The following is a 16,535-nucleotide window of genomic DNA, read 5'->3' as shown; positions in this document are numbered from 1 at the left end:
GGGATAGGGTGCCGCTCGTGGCCAGTCAGTCCTCCACCGTTCCGGAGTCCGTCCATGAGGTCCCGCCATTCGTCCGCAGCCCGCGCCGACTCGTTGGTCCTCGGGGTGGACTCGGGCGGGACAGGGTTGCGGGTGGCGCTCGGACCGGTGACCGCCGGACCTCCGCCGTTCACCGCCGTCTGCGCCGAGCCCGTGCGGACGGGCCCGGACGGCATCGACGCCGGGCATCTGCTGGATCAGCTGCTGCCGGCGGTCCGTCGGCTCCTGCAGCAGACGGGACCCGGGACGGCCGTCACCGCCGCGGCGATCGGCGCGGCGGGAATGGCGACGCTCGGTGACCAGCTGCGCGCCCGGTTGCCCGGTGCGCTCGCGGACGCGCTGGGCATACGGCGGGTGGCCCTGGCCGCCGACGCGGTGACCGCGTACGCCGGGGCGCTGGGGCAGCGGCCCGGGGCGGTCGTCGCGGGGGGCACCGGTCTGATCGCGCTCGGAACCGACCTCTCGACGTGGCGCCGGGCGGACGGGTGGGGACATCTGCTGGGTGACAGCGGCGGCGGCGCCTGGATCGGCCGGGCAGGGCTCGACGCGGCGATGCGGTCCCATGACGGCCGACGCGGCGGTTCGCCGGCGTTGCTGGCGCGGCTCGAGGCTGTCTTCGGGCCGGTCGCCGGCCTCCCGGGCCTGCTCTACCCGCGTACGGACCGTCCCGCGCTGCTCGCCTCCTTCGCCCCTGAGGTCGGGAACTGCGCCCTCGAGGACGAGGTCGCGGCGGGCATCCTGGCACAGGCTGCGGCACACATCGCCGAAGCGGCGAACGCGGTGTGCCCCGCCCCCTCGGGATCGCACCCCGACGGCTGTGAAATCGCTCTGACCGGCGGGCTGTTCCGCATGGGTGAGCCTCTTCTCGGGCCGCTGCGCAGGGAACTGGCCCAGCAGGTACCACAGGCGCACGTGGTCGCGGCGGAGGGTGATCCGCTGCAGGGCGCACTGGAGATCGCCCGGGCTCTCGCCGGTCCCGGACTGCGACTGCCACCCCACCCGGCCCTGTTGTTCCTACCGGGAGTAACGTAGTCGATTCGAGCGATCATCCGTCCGGACGGAACAGGCCAGTTGCCCGCTATGCCGCTCAACAGACATATACGGACAGATAACGCCTGACCGCCCCCTCCCCGAACAGAGGGGCACCCAAAACCAGTAGCATGCGGCGCCATGAGCACCCCCACTGGGCCCGCTTCCGGCCTGCCTGTACGAATGCCGCGACCTCGCCAGTCCGGACGGCACCGCCGCCCGGAGCCCGTGGTCGCACCTGAGGGCGCTGCCGCCCTCGTTCTTGCCCTTCCCGGCACTCCTTCCCCGGCCTCGCGCAGCCTGGCCGAGGAAGTGATCAGCATCGCCCGTTCCGAGCTGCCCGGTCTCAACGCGCAGATCGGCTACCTCGACGGCGACGACGCCGAATATCCCACGCTGGCCTCCGTACTCACCCATGCCGCCGCCGAACGCACCGCGCGCTACGAGCAGGCCACCGCCGCGGGCCGCGAGGTCGCCGAGCCCTCGGGCCCGTCCGCCGTCGTGGTGCCGCTGCTCGCGGGGCCGGACAACGCCCTGGTCCGGCGCATACGGCAGGCCGTCATGGACAGCGGTACACAGGTGGAGCTGACCGACGTACTCGGTCCGCACCCGCTGCTCGCCGAAGCCCTGCACGTACGTCTCTCGGAGGCCGGCCTGGCACGCGCCGACCGCGCGCGGCTGTTCACCGTGGCGACCGCGGCCGACGGCATCGTGCTGGTCACGGTCGGCGGCGAGGAGGCCGTGCAAGCCGCCGGGATCACCGGCATGCTGCTGGCCGCCCGTCTCGCCGTGCCGGTGATGGCCGCCGCCCTGGACGTGGAGGGTTCGGTCGCCTCGATCGCCGCACAGCTGCAGAACTCCGGCTCGGCGCAGCTCGCCCTCGCGCCTTACCTGGTGGGCCCGGAGATCGACGCAGGCCTCCTGGACGCCGCCGCGAAGGAGGCCGGCTGCGCGACCGCCGAGCCGCTCGGGGCGTACCCGGCCATCGGCAAGCTCGTGCTCTCGCTGTACGCGACGACGCTGGGCATCACTCCGGCGACGCCGCAGGGAGCCCCGGCGCACTGATCCGCGCCACCGGTGCCCGCACGTACGGGGCGCGGACCGGGATCTCTCCGGTCCGCGCCCCGTACCGCGGCGGGGCCCCCGGCGTCAGGCGAGGACCACGCAGGAGGCGGCCGGGATCTCGACGGAGCCCGCGTGCGCCGGGACACCCGTCTCCGCGTCCACGGCGAACCAGCTGACGTTTCCGGAGTGCTCGTTGGCGACGTACAGCCACTGTCCTGTGGGGTCGAGGGTGAGATCGCGGGGCCAGCGTCCGCCGCAGCCCACGGCCGCCGCCAGCACGGGCTTCTCGGCGGTCTCGTCCAGCGTGAGGACGGAGATGCTGTCGTGCCCGCGATTGGCGGTCCACAGGAACCGGCCGTCGTGCGAGACCACGAGCTCCGACGGGTACGTGCGCACGGCATCGCCTTCGTCGTGGTCGTAGGGCAGCACCTGCGTCTCCCCCAGCGGTTCCAGCAGGCCGCCGGCCGCGTCCCAGCGACACACGGTGACAGTCGGCTCCAGCTCGTTCAGGACGTAGACGTGCCCCCCGGACGGGTGAAAGGCGAGATGCCGGGGTCCGGTACCGGGCCGCAGCGCCGTCTCGGCGTGCAGCCGCAGGGAGCCGGTAGCGGGGTCGAGCGCACAGACGCGTACGGAATCCGTACCGAGGTCCACGCTCAGGAGCCAGTTCCCCGACGGGTCGGCCAGCACCTGGTGCGCGTGGGGGCCCGACTGCCGGCCTTCGTCAGGACCGCTGCCCTCGTGCCTCAGCACGGCCGTCGCCGTGCCGATCGCACCGTCGTCGCGTACGGGAAGCGCGGTGACGCTGCCGGAGCCGTAGTTGGCCGTCAGCAGATGGTCCGCCGTGAGGGCCAGGTGGGTGGGGCTGCTCCCCTCGACAGACCGCACCTCTCCGATCAGCCGCGGCGTGCCGTCGTCGTCGATACCGAATGCCGCGACCGCGCCGTCCGTGGTCTCACTGACCGTGTACAGCACGGTGCCACCCGTCCCAGGAGCATGGCCGGCCGCGAGGAACGAGGGGTCGGCCACGACGTCCGTGGACGCGAGCACCGACGGCGCCCCGGTGTCCCGGTCGACGGAGGCGACGGTGATGCCACGGCCGCCCGCCGAGGTGAACGACCCTATGAATGCCCGCTGTGCGTGGTCGGCGCCCATCGCGCTACCCCTCTTCACGTCCGTCACGATCTTCCCGGCCGACGGTAGCAGGCAGCCCTTTTCGGTCCGGACCGAAAAGGGTGTGCGGTAGGGAGTCAGGCGCCGATCAGCGGAGCGCGCGGGGAGCTGTGCAGGGGGGCGGCGAGTTCGGCGAGCGCCCTCTCCAGGCTGTGCAGGTGAGCCAGCGCGGGTTCGGCCGCACCGGCGGGCAGCTGTACGTCGGCGCACGCCGCCGTGGCTCGGGGCCTGCGCGCCGGTGCGGTCAGTGCTTCCACCGAGGCTTCCACGCGCCAGCAGGCAGCAGCGAGACGGGCGTCGTGTGACGCCTCCGGGTCCGCCGCGACGGACGCCAGGCCCCGCACCTCGCGTACGCAGACGTCGAGCAGCGCGAGGACCTGTGTGGCTCGTGCCTTACGGGCGCGCAACGGACTCAGCGGATGCACCAACGGGCCGAGCGACAGCCGTACCCGCCCGAGGAGCGCCTCCAGTTCGGCGACCCTGGGGGCGGGGTCGGCGGTCGCCGAGCCTGCGAGGCGTGCGGCGGCCTCCGCCGTGCAGGCGTGCACGCAGCGCAGGGCCCGCTGGATCCACGCATCGGTGGTGGCGTGGGTGGTGACCGGCAGGATCAGGAGCACCGCCACCATCGCTCCGAGCGCGCCGACGCCGGTCTCCGTGAGGCGCAGCGCCAGCAGCGCGGGGTCGAGGACACCGAGCAGGCCGTAGAGCGTTCCCGCGAGGACCGTCACCGAGAACATCATCCAGGTGTAGGAAACGGCCGCGGTGTAGAAGATGCCGAAGACGCCGAGGGCCACCAGGACCGCGGACGGCAGAGCCGCGCCGTGCAGCGGAGCGACGACGAACAGCCCGACGGGGATGCCCGCGAGGGTTCCCAGCACCCGGCGGAATCCACGGACCAGTGTCTCGCCACGTGAGGCCGTGTTGACGAAGACCCACCAGGTGGCGCCCACGGCCCAGTACCAGCGCTCCCCGGACAGGAGCTGGCCCGCGAGCAGCGCGAGCGCCCCGCCCGCTGTCGCCTGGATCGCCTGACGCGTGGTCGTCCGGGCCAGCCCCCGACCGGGCACGGGCGCGAGCAGGGCGGCGGCGGGCAGTCGTCGCTCGTAGCACCAGAGGCCGAAGCGGACGGCGGACGAGGCGAGCAGCGAGAGCAGGACGGCGGAGTACAGCTCGGGCAGCTGCTCGGGCAGGGTGTGGAGGAACTGGGTGACGAAGAAGGCCATGAAGGCGAACACCCCGAGCGAGTGACCGCGCGGCCCCCATCGCCGGGCATGGACACCCACGCCCATGACCGCGAGGAAGGCCAGGTCACGCGCCACGGGAAAGTCGTGCAGCGCCGCCGCCAGGGCGAGCACCGGAAGCCCCGCCACGGGCAGGAGCGCCGTCGTGAGGGCCTGCCCACGCACGGTGGGGTCGGTCACCGTGAAAAGAGCCAGCAGCGCCGCGAGCCCGCCCGTGACGGCGCCGGCGAGCGAGTGACCGGCCAGGCCGCACAGGACGACGGCCAGTCCGATACCGAGGACGGCCCTGGTCGCGTGGCGCAGCCGGAGCCTTCCGGGGTCCGGAGCCACGAACGCCCTCTTCAGCACTTCTGCCCGCCCCTTCGCATGAAAAAGGGCGCCACGGAATCCGCAGCGCCATCGACGGGACCATCACACCACGCTTGCGGCTACTGGCTCAACAGTCGGCCGACGCACTGAGCCATTGGCTCATTCGATCCTCCTAAAGGTGTACCAGGGTTCTGCCAATGGCTGGTCCGGCGCGCGTCAGGAACGGACCGGACCAGCGGCGGGCACGGCACCTCCGACCGGGGCCGGCACCGACATCCGGGGCCCGTGTCGCACCCTCAGCGTCCGTACGCGGTGCTGCACAGCTCGACGATCTCGGGGGGCGCGACCCCCTGGCCCGTCGCGCAGACGGCGCGCATGTCGTGCGGCTGCACGCGGCGCGGCGGTTCGGGCGGCGCGGGAGCCACGCGTCGTAGCCCGCTCCGGACCTCCTCGTGGACCGGTGGCGCCCCGGCGTCCGGACGCCGGGCCGGCGTTCGCGCTCCCTCCTCCTTCTTCCGTTTCTTCTCGCTCGCGCGCTCCGGCCGCTCCTCGGCCTTGCCCAAGGCGTCATGGACGGCCGGGGGCGCGGTGGGCGGCGTGGACGTCTGCGCGGCTGGGGCGTTGCCGGGGCTCACGGAGGCCACGGGAGCCGGCCTCCCGCCTCCGGCCTCGACGGAGACGCAACCGGCCGCGCCCAGTAGGGCAACGAGTACGAGGGACATGGACCGAAGGTTCATGTGGTGGTCAACGACGAGCCGTGCGAGCGGACACGTCCGGAGCCTCTGGCCCCCGGCGGGCGCCGCCTCTCAGCCGGACAGGCCCGACCGGGCGATGGCCAGCGCGCGGTGGATGGTGCGGGACAGCGAATGCGGCCGCGGGTCCGCGCTCCACGCCCACTGCTCCACCGCGATGCGGAGCGTGCTGTTGAGCAGGGTCGCCTGCATGCGTGGCTCGAGGTCGTCGGGTCCGCGTCCCGCTCGCTCGGCGATGACCTCGGCGAAGACCAGCTCCGCGTCGTGGTGCACCTGGAGCCATACGGCGCGCAGTCCGGGCTCGGTGCGCGTGAGCAGGACCAGGTCGCGCAGCGCTTCCGCTTCGGGTCCGGCGGGCATGTCCGGGAACGCGGACGGGGGCCCTACCACCGCCTCCACCAGTTGCCGGTCCCGTGGCCACGACCTCATGAGCGCGGTGACGAAGTCGAGCGCGTAGGTCAGCAGAGGGCTGACGCACAGCTCCTTCGACGAGGTGTAGCGCCACAGGGTCCGCGGGGAGATTCCCGCGGCGGCGGCGATCTCGTCGGCGGTCGTCGCGGCCACGCCCCGCTCGGCGAAGAGACGTACGGCCGCACGGGCGATCTCCAGCCGGGTCGCGGCCTTACGGCGTTCGGTCAGCGGAGGACGTCCGAGGCGGGCTCCGCCCCCGCTTCCGGCCTCGGCATCGGCTCCGACGATGACCGGGGCAGGGTCCTGCGCCACTCCGGCGTGCACGGTTCCCACGGTTTTCGGCCACCTTCCTTTCCACTGCGCCCATCGTAGCGATATCTTTTCTGGCACCATTCGCCTGGTTGGCGCAGTACGCCATTAAAGGTAACGTGCCTGCTCAGTCATCGAACGAGGAGCCACCACGTGAGCGTCATCAGCGACGGCCCGGGCCGCAGCATCATCGTCACCGGCGCCGGGTCAGGCATCGGCCGGGCAACCGCCCTGCTGTTCGCGAAGGAGGGCGCGCGCATCGTGATCGCCGATGTCGACGACTCGGCCGCCCGCGCCGTCGCCGAAGAGGCGAAGCAGGCCGGCGGGACCGCGGTGACCGTGATCGGGGACCTACGGGACCAGACCGTCATCGACCGGGTCGCGGCGACGGCGATGGAGGAGTACGGCGGCATAGACGTCCTGATCAACAACGCCGGGGTCATGGACAGCATGTCGGCGGCGGCCGACACCGGCGACGACGAGTGGGAGCGCGTCATCGGCATCAACCTCACGGCCCCGTTCCGCCTCACACGGGCGGTACTGCCGCACATGCTCGCCGCCGGGAAGGGCGCCGTGGTCTTCACCGCCTCCGAGGCCTCGTTGCGGGGCAGCGCGGCGGGTGCCGCGTACACGGCGTCCAAGCACGGCATCGCCGGCCTGACGAAGTCCCTGGCGGTCATGTACCGCGACAAGGGCATCCGCTCCAACGCCATCGCACCGGGCGGCACCATCACCAATATCCGGGTCGAAGCCGACCGGGAAGCCGACGGGCCCGCCGCCCTCGCCCCCTACATGGGCAACGTGGGCGCACCCTCACAGGCGGAGGAGCAGGCGGCGGCGATCGTCTTCCTCGCATCCGACGCCGCGAGCAACGTCAACGGCGCGATCCTCCCCGTCGACAACGGCTGGTCCGCGGTCTGAGTAACCGTCACCCGGCGGCGGCGTGAGGGTGGGCCGGGACCGGCCGGCCCTCCGCACCCGAGTATGCATCATCCACATAATGTGTATCATGCACTTCTGCGGTGCGTGCCTTGACGCAAGTAGCGCGAGGAACAGGGGGAGTTACTCATCAAACCCCCGGGCGCAGCCTCTCGTAGCCTGCGGGAGACCGCGCATCCGCACCGGCAAGGAGCTCCTCCCCGACCTGTTCCGCACCCGGTCGGCGCACGTACGACGACAACGCCACTGATCCCATCCCCAGAGGAACGAGGCCCTGCATGCCCTCCCCCCACACCTCACCCACACCCGACGGCGCCGCCACGCACGATGTGGGCTTCGACCTCGATGAGCTGCGTCTGAAGTACCGTGCGGAGCGCGACAGGCGGATCCGGCCCGACGGCAGCGCCCAGTACCGGAGCGCCGCCGGGGAGTTCGGCTACTACGACGCCGACCCCTACGCCGACCCGCACCTCACGCGGGAACCCCTGCGGGACCAGGTCGACGCGGTGATCATCGGTGGTGGATTCGGTGGTCTCCTCGCCGCGGCCCGGCTGCGCCAGGCCGGTGTCCGATCGATCCGGGTGATCGAGAAGGGCGGGGACTTCGGCGGCACCTGGTACTGGAACCGGTATCCGGGCATCCACTGCGACATCGACGCCTACACCTACATGCCCCTGCTGGAGGAGGTCGGCTACGTCCCGAAGTGGAAGTACGCGCCGGGGGAGGAGATCCGCGAGCACTCGCAGGCGATCGCGCGGCACTTCGACCTCTACCGCGACGCCTGCTTCCAGACCGAGGCCACCGAACTGCGGTGGGACGACAGCGCGGCGGAGTGGACTGTCTCCACGGACCGCGGTGACCGCATCAGGGCCCGCTACGTGGTGGTGTCGAGCGGAACGCTCAGCCAGGCGAAGCTGCCCGGCATTCCCGGCATCGAGGACTTCAAGGGTCACACCTTCCACACCAGCCGCTGGGACTACGAGTACACCGGAGGCAACCAGGACGGCGGCCTGGTGGGACTCGCCGACAAGCGTGTGGCACTCATCGGTACCGGCGCCACCGCCATTCAGGTCGTCCCGCACCTCGGAGCCGACGCACGTCAGGTGTACGTGTTCCAGCGCACCCCCTCCTCGGTCGACGTCCGCGAGAACCGGCCGACCGACCCGGAATGGGTCAGGTCGCTCACGCCCGGCTGGCAGCGGCGACGGATGGAGAACTTCCTCAAGGTCGTGACCGGCAACCCGGTCGACGAGGACCTGGTGAACGACGCCTGGACCAGCACGGCGCGCCTGCAGGAGAAGCTCATCCCGACCGACGCCTACGCCGATGTTCCGGCCGAGGAACGCGAGCAGGCGTACGAGATCGCCGACTTCCAGAAGATGAACGAGATCCGCGCCCGCGTGGATTCCGTCGTGGAGGACAGCGAGACGGCCGAGAAGCTCAAGCCCTGGTACCGCTACATGTGCAAGCGGCCCACGTTCAGCGATCACTATCTCCAGACCTTCAACCGTCCCAACGTCACCCTCGTCGACACCGCTGACAGCCACGGGGTCGAGCGCATCACCCAGACCTCCGTGGTGGTCGGTGGCGTCGAGTACGAGGTCGACTGCATCATCTTCGCGACCGGGTTCGAGGTCGGCATCTCCGGCGTGATGTCCGGAAAGCTCCCGGTGTACGGACGGGACGGGATCTCCCTGCTGGAAACCTGGGCCCAGGGCCCGAAGACGCTCCACGGTTTTTACAGCCACGGTTTCCCGAACTTCTTCCAACTCGGCCCGTTGCAGAACGCCAGCTCCGTCAACTACGTCCACATCCTCGACGAACAGGCCACGCACGTCGCCGAGGTCGTCGCCGAGTCCCACAGGCGCCGGTCCCGGCGCGTCGAGCCCACCGTCGAGGCACAGGAACAGTGGGTGGCCACGATCCGCCGGAAGGCGCCGAGCCTGCACGCGTTCCAGGCGGAGTGCACCCCCGGGTACTACAACAACGAGGGCAGGCCCCGGGCGCGCAGCGAATCCTTCGGCGACGGCCCGGTGGCCTTCCACGAGCTGCTCAGAAACTGGCGCGAGGGCGACGGCATGGACGACGTCCTGGCCGGGGCGGAGTGACGACGGTGCGCGCAACGGACGAGCAGGGGGCCGCTTTTCCCAGCAGGTTCGACGGGACCACCCCGGCGAGCGGCCACCGAACGGCCGAAAGGCTCAACCCGGCCAACCCGCTGTGGGGATCCAACGGCATCGCGTTCGGCCCGGACGGGCGGCTGTACGTCGCCGAGTTCCTGGGCGGCAGGATCAGCGCGGTCGATCTCGCGCGGGGCGACCTCGACGTCGTCGTTCCGGCGGGAGGGCCGGTGCAGTCACCGGACGACCTCGCCTTCGCGGCGGACGGCTCGATGTACATCGCCGATCTGGTCCCGGGCCGGGTCTGGCGGCGCACTCCGCAGGGCGGGTACTCCCTGGTCAGCGACGAGGTGCAGAACCCCAACGGCATCACCTGTATCGGCGACCGGCTGTTCGTCAACGAGATGAAGCCCGAGGGCCGCCTGGTGGAACTCTTTCCGGACGGCGGTGAGCCGGCCGTGCTCACCGAGGGTCTCGCCATGGGCAACGCGATGCAGCGCGGGCCGGACGGGTACCTCTACTACCCGCACATGATCAGCCGGCAGATCTGGCGCATCCCACCGGACGGCGGTGAGCCCGAGTTGGTCGCGGACCAGGTGGACCGGCCGGTGGCGGTGCGCTTCGACCGGGGCGGAGTGCTGCATGTCCTGTCACTCGGGCCGGAGGGCAGGGTGACCCGCATCGACCTGCACGGCACCGGGGCCAGGACACTGGTCACCAGTGGCCTGGCGGGACTGGACAACGCGGCGTTCGACGCGGAGAACCGGATGTTCGTCTCCAGTTACGCCAGTGGCGGCATCACCGAGATGCACCCCGACGGACGGACCCGGGTGCTCGTGCCACGCGGCTTCGACGGTCCTTACGGCGTCACGGTCGATCTCGGCGGCACGGTGTACGCGGCCGACCACTACCGGGTGGCGAGCCCTCCGGCCGCACACCCGGGTGACGGTGCCGGCCCAGGCGAGCCGACCGGTCACGTACTGGCGCCCTTCGCCCACGGCATCGCCGCGGACGGTGAACTCCTCCACCTCACCTCTCAGTTCGGGGACGTCCGCACCTACGACCCCGACGACGGGTCGATGCGGACGCGCGCGGGAGGGCTGAACCGTCCCATGGGCATCGCGGTGAGCCCGGCCGGTGGGCTCGTCGTCGCCGAGGCGGGCGGCGGCCGGGTGCTGGCCGTCGCCGAGGACGACAAGGTCACCGTCCTCGCGGAAGGGCTCGGACGGCCGGTCGACGTGGCCTTCGACGCGGCGGGGCGGTGTTACGTCAGTGACGAGCAGGCGGGCGCCGTGCTCAGGCTGGAGCAGGACGCGACGGTGACCGTCGTCGCCGACGGCCTCGGCGCACCGCAAGGGCTGACCGTCCTGGGCGACGAGCTGTACACGGTGGAGACCGCGCACCGCAGGGTGCGCGCGGTCTCCCTCACCACAGCGGCGAGCTGGACCGAGGCCGAGGACCTGCCGATCGGTTCGTCCCCACAGGTTGTGCCGACCCCGCCGGAAGCCGAACCCCCGCTGTTCGCCAACGGCCTGCCGGGGCTCGCCCGTCGTTTCGCCGGTATCGCCGCCGCGCCGGACGGTTCGCTCGTCCTGTCGGCCAACGGCGAGGGCACCCTGCTCCGACTGACCCCGTCCGGACGCGCATAACGACATCAGGGCAGTGGTTTCGCCGCTCTGCGGTGGCTCGTACGCGCCACGGCGGAGCGGCGGCCGGTCAGTCGAGGTACGACTCGAGCGTTCCGCGACGCCGGATGTCGAGCGTCGCGCAGTGGAACGAGCCGCCGAACGGCGCGTAGTGCAGCAGGTCGCAGGGAATCGGCTCGAATCCCCACCTTTCGAGTGCGCGCAGCATGCCTGTGTGGCGCCGCTCCGCGATCACCCGCTTCTCGTCGATCATGAGAACGTTCACGCTGAGCCACTTGCCGCAGAGCGAGGTGAGCTTGAGCAGCCGGTCGTCGATCCGGTCGGGCTCCGGGGCGACCAGGACGTCCCACGAGCCGAGTACGTCGGGCAGCCGGTCGACGTCGATGTATTCGGGGTTGACCAGCACTTTCCCGGGAGCGAGCACGAGGAACGTCGTATCGATGTGCATGGGGGTGCGGCAGCGGCTCTCGATCTCGTGGATGCGGTAGCCGGGCCCCAGATGACGACGCAGCCAGTCGATTCCCATACGGTTGGTGACATTGCTCCGGGTGACGAACAAGTCGCGTCCCGCGCGCACGAAGTCCGTCGCATCGAACACCGGCTCGAATTCGGTGAGGAGGTGACGCATGGGCTCACCGACCGAGGGGAGTCGGAAATCGGGGTCGAACAGCTCGTGGGTGAGCTGTGGCCGCGGCGCCGCCGTCCAGCGCGCGCCACGCCTGAAGTAGTCCTTGAGGAGCTCGCGATAGGAGTGGGTCTCGAAATACCGGCACGGCCAGGCCATCGGGGTCTCGATGATCTCGTCGCCGATCACGAGCATGCTGTCGCGCGGGCAGGTGTTGCAGAATCCACGTGACGACCAGTCGGGGGTGCTGAAACGCCGCCGGTGGTCGACCGCGTCCGGGCGCCTCACCGTGATGCCGAGGGACTCCAGCAGCGCGATGAACCCGTCGAGTTCTTCCTGTGCGGGCTCGACCAGCCGTCGCGGATAGGTGAAACCGGCGGCGAGCCCCTGCAACCGGGCCGCCCAGGGCGGGATGTTGCACGCGACGACCGGGTGACCGGAGGGGATCGTCGCCCCCTCGAGCCGCCCGACGACGATCTCTTCCAGAGGGTCCCACTCGTTGTGCGAGTTCACCGGCGAAGCGAGGACCATGTACAACCGCTTTCGTGACGAAACGGCCTTAATCATTGCTTGAGCACCCAAACAATCATGCGCGGACAGCCCCGTCAAACGACGGACGCCCGACCGGCCGCAGAGCACGCGCCCGGCTCCCGGCCGGGCCCGGCCCGGCGACACCACTCGGAGCGGCAGGGAGACGGTGTCCAGCCCCCACGTGGCGTCCGGTCCCCGCAGGACACGCCGGAGCCCTCCGGTCACGCCCATGACCCGATCACCTCCGTGATGCGGTGCGAGTCGACGGCGCCCGTCACCGGACGCCGCTCCGCCCTGGGTACAGTCGGGCGACCGATCACCGAGCCGGGAGGAGCACAGCCGGACATGGCGGTGGACGCCCTCGACACCCGCATCCTTCGGCTTCTCATCGAGCAGCCGCGCACCAGTGTGCGCGAATACGCCCGGATCCTCGGCGTGGCACGAGGCACCCTCCAGGCCCGGCTGGACCGCATGGAGCGGGACGGGGTGATCACGGGCACGGGCCCGGCCCTCTCCCCCGCGGCCCTCGGTCACCCGGTACTCGCCTTCGTCCACCTGGAGGTCACCCAGGGGCACCTGGACGAGGTGGGCGACGCGCTCGCTTCCGTCCCGGAAATCATCGAGGCCTTCTCGACCACCGGGGGCGGCGACCTCCTGACGCGCGTCGTCGCCCGTGACAACGGACACCTGGAGGACGTGATCCAGCAGCTGATCCAGCTCCCGGGCGTCGTCAGGACCCGGACCGATGTGGCCCTGCGCGAACGGGTGGCGCACCGGGTCCTTCCCCTGGTGGAGGCGGTGGGGCGGGCAGCGGGCCCTGGCTGAGCACCGTCAGGCATGCTGGGGCCATGAGCACCCCGCCCTCCGCTGCCCCGCCCGTCCTCTTCGATCTCGACGGCACCCTCGTCGACAGCGAGCCGAACTACTACGAGGCGGGGCGCCGGCTCCTCGCCCGGTACGGCGTACGGGACTTCAGCTGGGAGAACCACACCCGCTTCATCGGGATCGGCACCCGTGAGACCCTCACCGTCCTGCGCCAGGAGTACGGCATCGAGGCGCCGGTCGACGAACTGCTCGCCGGCAAGAACGCCGTGTACCTGGAGCTCGCCGGGACCTCCACCACCGTGTTCCCCGAGATGCGTACCCTCGTCGAGCGGCTGCACGCGGACGGGGTGCCGATGGCGGTGGCCTCGGGGTCGTCCAGGGCGGCGATCGCCGCCACGCTCGCCGTCACGGGTCTTGACGCCTACCTCCCCCTCTACGTCTCCGCGGAGGAGGTGGCACACGGAAAGCCGGAGCCCGATGTGTTTCTGGAGGCCGCCCGGCGACTCGGTGTGGCGCCGGACTCGTGTGTGGTCCTGGAGGACGCCGTCCCGGGCGTCCGGGCGGCTCACGCGGCGGGAATGCGCTGTGTCGCGGTTCCCGACGCCGCAGCGGCGGCGGACGGGGCGGCGTTCGGCAGGGCGGAGCTGCTGTTCCCCGGCGGACAGGCGGAGTTCACCGCTACCGCCGTGCTCGACTGGCTTTCCACCACGTGAGAACAGGCCGGTCCCGCACATCGGTTGGCCGGATCGGACGCCCCACGCTCCGGCCGGGCGAGAGGAGGTCCGGGGGACGGATATCCTGATCATGCCGCGCACCCCGACGCACCGTACCGAGGCGATGAGCCCGAGGAGGTCGCCGCCGCGGCAGTCGGAGCGGGCCACAATTCGAGATTGGTGTGCACAGGTGCTGGTTGCTGGACGGTACCGGCTGATATCCCCCATCGGCCGTGGCGGTATGGGTGAGGTGTGGCGCGCCACGGACGAAGTGCTGGGGCGGGCCGTGGCTGTGAAGCTCCTGCTGGGCGACCAGGCCGATGCCTCGTCGACCGCGCGCTTCCGCCTCGAGGCCCAGACGGCCGCGCGTCTGAGCCACCCTCACCTGGTAGCCGTGTTCGACTTCGGCTCCTGGGAGGACCGCTTCTTCCTCGTGATGGAGCTCGTCGAGGGAAGGAGCCTCGGCGATCTGCTGGAGGCTCAGGAGTCGGTCCCTCCCGAGCAGGTCGCCCGTATCGCCGAACAGGCCGCCGCCGGCCTGGCCGCGGCGCACCGGCAGGGCATCGTCCACCGTGACATCAAGCCCGGCAATCTGATGGTCGACGCCGACGGGTCGGTGAAGATCGGCGACTTCGGTATCGCCCAGTTCGTCGACGACCCCTCGACGGCTCTGACCACGGCCGGCCACATCGTCGGTACGAGCCTGTACCTGGCCCCCGAACGAGCACTCGGCCGTACGGCCGACTCCGCGTCGGACATGTACTCCCTCGGCTGCGTCATCTACCAACTACTGGTCGGGCAGCCGCCGTTCCGCTCGGACACGGCTACCGCGACGCTCTACCAGCATGTGGACACTCCCCCGGTGCCGGTGCGGCAGCGGGGGGTGGACATCTCCCCCGCCTTCGATTCGTATCTGCTGGGCCTGCTGGCGAAGCAGCCCGAGGAGCGGCCGAGCGCGCAGCAGGTCTCCGACTGGTTCCGTACGGATGCCTGGCGCGGGCGGCCCGAGCCACTGCCGCAGCACGCGCCGGCCGCCCCGCGCCCCGCTGCCCCGGTCACGGTCCCACCGGTCCCGGGCGCTCCGACTGCCGGGGGCTCCGCCACGTACCGGCTGCCGCAGGCCACCGGCCGCAGACGGGCGGCTCCCGCGCCCCGGGTGTCCAGAGCGGCGGCCAGATCGGCCACGACGCGGCGGATCAGCACGGGCGAGGCCATCCGCCGCCGCCCGCGCGTGGCGAGCGCCGTGGCCGGGACGATCGCCTTCCTGGCGGCGGTGTATCTGGGCACGGTCCTCTTCGCACCGGACACCGGGGTGGCTGACACCCCGGATCCCGGATCCTCGCCGACGGCCGGGCTCGAGTCGCCCCCGCCGACCGGACCGACGGCGGGTTCCGCTCCGGGCGGGGACGGCGAGGACGACTGAGCCGTCGGCTCACCAGCGCGGGTGGACCTCCGCGCGGATCCGGCGGTCGTACAGGTCGCGCACCGCGTCCAGGGTGCTCTGCGTGAGCGGCGGGAGCGCGGCGGCCGACGCGTTGGCACGGGCCTGCTCCACCGAACGCGCCCCGGGGATGACGCTGGTGACGCCGGGCTGCTGGATGATCCAGCGCAGCGCCGTCTGCGCCGGGGTTACGCCCGCGGGAGCGAGCCCGGCGAACTCCGCGGCGGCGGCCACGCCAGTCGGGTAGTCGATGCCGGAGAACGTCTCGCCCTGGTCGAACGCCTCGCCGTGGCGGTTGTACGTGCGGTGGTCCTCGGGAGCGAAGACCGTGTCCGCCGTGTACTTCCCGGACAGCAGCCCGGAGGCGAGCGGCACGCGCGCGATGATCCCGACGCCCGCCTCGACGGCTGCGGGAAGCACCTCGTCGAGGGGCTTCGTACGGAACGGGTTGAGGATGATCTGGACGCTCGCGACGCCCGGCCTCGCGATGGCCGTGAGCGCCTCGGCACACGTCTCGACGCTCACGGCGTAGGCGGCGATCCGCTGCTCGGCGACGAGCGTGTCGAGGGCGTCGTACACGGCGTCGGAGGAGAGGACGGCAGGGGGCGGGCAGTGCAGCTGCACGAGGTCGAGGGTGTCCACGCCGAGGTTGGCGCGTGAACGGTCGTTCCAGCTTCGGAAGTTGTCGAGGACGTAGTTCTCCGGAACCTGTTCGGCGCGGCGGCCCATCTTGGTGGCGACGAAGACGTCCGCGTCCGGCCGGTCCTTCAGATAGCGGCCGATGAGCTGTTCGCTGCGCCCGTCGCCGTACACGTCCGCGGTGTCGAAGAAGGTGACTCCCGACTCGACGGCGGCGTCGAGGACGCCGAAGGCATCGGCCTCCTTCACCTCGCCCCAGTCCCCGCCGAGCTGCCAGGTGCCCTGCCCCACGACCGAGACGTCACGGCCGGTCCTGCCGAGTGTGCGTTGCTCCATACGGATCATGCTACGTCGGCACGCGGACCGGCGGGGTGGCCGCCGGTCCGCGTCCGTGTCAGTCGCCGGTGGTCACACGGACGTAGTCGACGAGGAGTCGCTGCGGGAAGCTGGTGCTGCCGTCCGGATCGCCCGGCCAGTAGCCGCCGACGGCGAGGTTCAGGATGAGGAAGAACGGCTTGTCGAAGACCCAGGCGTTGCCGTTCAGATCCGCGGGGGTCCTGCGCTGGTAGACGGTGCCGTCGACGGACCAGGTGACGGAGCCGGGGGCCCAGTCCACCGCGAAGGTGTGGAAGTCGTCGGCGAACGCCTGCCCGCCGGGCAGGGTGTAACCCGCGCCTATGCCTCCGCTGCCGGAGTAGCCGGGGCCGTGCAGGGTGCCGTGGACGGTG

At 71.4% G+C, this 16,535-nt stretch carries 15 protein-coding genes; 8 read left to right on the top strand and 7 right to left on the bottom strand.

Annotated elements, in window-relative coordinates; all coding sequences use genetic code 11:
- The first annotated feature begins 54 nt into the window (after window positions 1-54).
- Entirely contained in the window at window positions 55-1,071 is a 1,017-nt protein-coding gene (locus tag ACFYSH_RS29795; protein WP_388756488.1) for an N-acetylglucosamine kinase, read from the top strand.
- A gap of 138 nt (window positions 1,072-1,209) precedes the next feature.
- The gene (locus tag ACFYSH_RS29790; RefSeq protein WP_359471578.1) at window positions 1,210-2,133 is read left to right on the top strand and encodes a hypothetical protein; all 924 of its coding nucleotides are present in this window, start codon (window positions 1,210-1,212) and stop codon (window positions 2,131-2,133) included.
- An 84-nt stretch (window positions 2,134-2,217) separates the two neighbouring features.
- Here the strand turns inward: ACFYSH_RS29790 and ACFYSH_RS29785 are convergent, their stop codons facing one another.
- From ACFYSH_RS29785 to ACFYSH_RS29770, 4 genes are all read right to left on the bottom strand, one after another.
- Entirely contained in the window at window positions 2,218-3,288 is a 1,071-nt protein-coding gene (locus ACFYSH_RS29785) for a lactonase family protein (RefSeq protein ID WP_359471684.1), read from the bottom strand.
- Window positions 3,289-3,383: 95 nt separating this feature from the next.
- Window positions 3,384-4,895, bottom strand: a complete 1,512-nt coding sequence (locus ACFYSH_RS29780; protein ID WP_359471580.1) for an FUSC family protein — start codon at window positions 4,893-4,895, stop codon at window positions 3,384-3,386.
- A 257-nt stretch (window positions 4,896-5,152) separates the two neighbouring features.
- The gene (locus ACFYSH_RS29775; protein WP_359471582.1) at window positions 5,153-5,578 is read right to left on the bottom strand and encodes a hypothetical protein; all 426 of its coding nucleotides are present in this window, start codon (window positions 5,576-5,578) and stop codon (window positions 5,153-5,155) included.
- A gap of 84 nt (window positions 5,579-5,662) precedes the next feature.
- Complete coding sequence (locus tag ACFYSH_RS29770) at window positions 5,663-6,307, bottom strand: TetR/AcrR family transcriptional regulator (RefSeq protein WP_388756552.1); 645 nt, start codon at window positions 6,305-6,307, stop codon at window positions 5,663-5,665.
- Window positions 6,308-6,481: 174 nt separating this feature from the next.
- Here ACFYSH_RS29770 and ACFYSH_RS29765 point away from each other — a divergent pair, with 174 nt between their 5' ends.
- The 3 genes from ACFYSH_RS29765 (at window position 6,482) to ACFYSH_RS29755 (ending at window position 11,036) form a co-directional block, all read left to right on the top strand.
- Complete coding sequence (locus ACFYSH_RS29765) at window positions 6,482-7,249, top strand: SDR family NAD(P)-dependent oxidoreductase (RefSeq protein WP_359471586.1); 768 nt, start codon at window positions 6,482-6,484, stop codon at window positions 7,247-7,249.
- Between the two features lie 296 nt (window positions 7,250-7,545).
- Window positions 7,546-9,375 (top strand): NAD(P)/FAD-dependent oxidoreductase, encoded by a 1,830-nt coding sequence (locus ACFYSH_RS29760; protein ID WP_359471588.1) that lies wholly within the window; start codon window positions 7,546-7,548, stop codon window positions 9,373-9,375.
- Between the two features lie 5 nt (window positions 9,376-9,380).
- A complete protein-coding gene (locus tag ACFYSH_RS29755; protein ID WP_359471590.1) occupies window positions 9,381-11,036 on the top strand; it encodes an SMP-30/gluconolactonase/LRE family protein in 1,656 nt (551 codons plus the stop codon).
- Window positions 11,037-11,103: 67 nt separating this feature from the next.
- Here the strand turns inward: ACFYSH_RS29755 and ACFYSH_RS29750 are convergent, their stop codons facing one another.
- A complete protein-coding gene (locus tag ACFYSH_RS29750; protein ID WP_388756483.1) occupies window positions 11,104-12,189 on the bottom strand; it encodes an amidinotransferase in 1,086 nt (361 codons plus the stop codon).
- A gap of 345 nt (window positions 12,190-12,534) precedes the next feature.
- Between ACFYSH_RS29750 and ACFYSH_RS29745 the strand changes: the two genes are divergently transcribed.
- The 3 genes from ACFYSH_RS29745 to ACFYSH_RS29735 all read left to right on the top strand — a co-directional run bounded on the left by ACFYSH_RS29745 (window position 12,535) and on the right by ACFYSH_RS29735 (window position 15,150).
- A complete protein-coding gene (locus ACFYSH_RS29745; RefSeq protein WP_359471592.1) occupies window positions 12,535-13,014 on the top strand; it encodes an Lrp/AsnC family transcriptional regulator in 480 nt (159 codons plus the stop codon).
- 23 nt (window positions 13,015-13,037) lie between these two features.
- On the top strand, window positions 13,038-13,727 hold the full coding sequence (locus ACFYSH_RS29740; RefSeq protein WP_359471595.1) for an HAD family phosphatase: 690 nt from the start codon (window positions 13,038-13,040) through the stop codon (window positions 13,725-13,727).
- 241 nt (window positions 13,728-13,968) lie between these two features.
- The gene (locus tag ACFYSH_RS29735) at window positions 13,969-15,150 is read left to right on the top strand and encodes a serine/threonine-protein kinase (RefSeq protein WP_388756549.1); all 1,182 of its coding nucleotides are present in this window, start codon (window positions 13,969-13,971) and stop codon (window positions 15,148-15,150) included.
- Window positions 15,151-15,159: 9 nt separating this feature from the next.
- Here the strand turns inward: ACFYSH_RS29735 and ACFYSH_RS29730 are convergent, their stop codons facing one another.
- Both ACFYSH_RS29730 and ACFYSH_RS29725 read right to left on the bottom strand, forming a co-directional pair.
- On the bottom strand, window positions 15,160-16,152 hold the full coding sequence (locus ACFYSH_RS29730; RefSeq protein WP_359471599.1) for an aldo/keto reductase: 993 nt from the start codon (window positions 16,150-16,152) through the stop codon (window positions 15,160-15,162).
- A 49-nt stretch (window positions 16,153-16,201) separates the two neighbouring features.
- Window positions 16,202-16,535, bottom strand: a 334-nt coding sequence (locus tag ACFYSH_RS29725) for a family 16 glycosylhydrolase (protein ID WP_388756478.1), incomplete at its 5' end; no start/stop codon positions are given.

Origin of the sequence: Streptomyces sp. NPDC005791, from assembly GCF_042871485.1 — a bacterium.
GTDB lineage: Bacteria > Actinomycetota > Actinomycetes > Streptomycetales > Streptomycetaceae > Streptomyces.
The sequence above is the reverse complement of the archived record's forward strand: the minus strand, read 5'-3'. Positions and strand labels throughout refer to the sequence as shown.